This window comes from Azospirillum sp. B4 (assembly GCF_000333275.1).
Taxonomy (GTDB): domain Bacteria; phylum Pseudomonadota; class Alphaproteobacteria; order Azospirillales; family Azospirillaceae; genus Nitrospirillum.
Genome location: NZ_BACU01000227.1, coordinates 1 through 1,386, shown reverse-complemented (window position 1 = coordinate 1,386; position 1,386 = coordinate 1). Strand labels below are relative to the sequence as shown.

Here is a 1,386-nt window from a genome sequence, read left to right as displayed (position 1 = left end):
GCCCGTTCGACCGCCAGCCGATACAGGCCGGCGACGTCCAGCACATGGGCCGACGGCCAGCGGTTCAGGCCGTCGCCCAGGTACGCGCACACGCCTTTCTCACGGTACATGCCGATCAAGGGGGTGATGAGCCCCTGGGTGACCGGGTCGTGCACCTGCGGCAGGCGCACCACCGACACGTTGATGCCTTCCGCCGCCAGGGCCGCCGCCGCTTCCTCCGACGCCGCGCGCGGATGGACGTCCGAGCCAACGGTGGCGTTGCCTTCCCGGGCTGGCTGGCCCGGCACCGTGTTGGCGATGGGGGTACCCGAGGTGATGAGCAGCGGGCGCTGGGAACCCGCCAGAACCGAGCCCAGCACCCGGATCACCCGCCGGTCATCCTCGCAGTTCGCTACGAAGCGCGAGAAGTCGTGGTTGAAGGCCAGGTGGATGACGCCATCGCATTGCGCGGCGCCGCTGGTGAGACTGCCGGCGTCCTCCAGCGATCCCGAATGGACCTCGGCCCCGGCGGCGGCAAGGGCGGCCGCCTTCTCCGGTGCGCGGCAGAGGCCCAGCACCTGATGGCCGGCCACGACCAGATCCTTCACCACGGCGGAGCCGATGTTGCCGGTGGCACCTGTAACGAATATGCGCATGGGTTCAGTCTCCGGGTTTCCCTGGAGACAAGCTTCGATCCCATGATTATGCTGGTAAAGTAGTGACCTTATCATAGTAAGATTGTTAACAGGATGAGCGACGCTTCCGCCACCGGCCCGGCCCCGGGATTGGGCCTAGGCGACTATCTCAGGGATCGACGCACCCGGCTGGACCCCGCCGCCCTGGGCTTTCCATCAGAGCGGCGGCGCACCCCCGGCCTGCGCCGGGAAGAGGTGGCGCAGCGCGCCAACATCAGCCCTACCTGGTACACTTGGCTGGAACAGGGCCGCGGCGGCGCCCCTTCCGCCGACGTGTTGGACCGCATCGCCCGCGCCCTGATGCTGACGGAGATGGAGCGGGAGCATCTGTTCCTGCTGGGGCTGGGCCGCCCGCCGGAGGCGCGCTATCGCCGGAACGACAGCATCACCCCCCGCCTGCAACGGGTGCTCGACGCGCTGGACCCCAGCCCCGCCGTGATCCGCACGGCCATGTGGGACGTGCTGGCCTGGAACCGGGCGGCGACCGTGATGCTGATGGACTATGGCGCGCTGCCGCCGGAGCGGCGCAACATCCTGCGCTTCATCTTCCTGGACCCGGCCGCCCGCGCCGCGCAGTACGATTGGGAAAGCGTAGCCCGCTTCGTTCTGGGCGCCTTCCGCATAGACGCCGCCCGCGCGGGTGCCGCGGCGGAGGTGGAACCGCTGGTGGAGGAACTGTGCCGGCTCAGCCCGGAGTTCGCCACCCTGGGCG

2 protein-coding genes are annotated in these 1,386 nt (G+C 69.4%); one reads left to right on the top strand and one right to left on the bottom strand.

What is annotated here, in order from left to right; all coding sequences use genetic code 11:
* Positions 1-635 (bottom strand): NAD-dependent epimerase/dehydratase family protein (locus I55_RS09695; RefSeq protein ID WP_044560329.1); only part of this gene is annotated, 635 nt, incomplete at its 3' end.
* Positions 636-728: 93 nt separating this feature from the next.
* Between I55_RS09695 and I55_RS09690 the strand changes: the two genes are divergently transcribed.
* On the top strand, positions 729-1,386 hold a 658-nt coding region (locus I55_RS09690; RefSeq protein ID WP_044560328.1), incomplete at its 3' end, for a helix-turn-helix transcriptional regulator.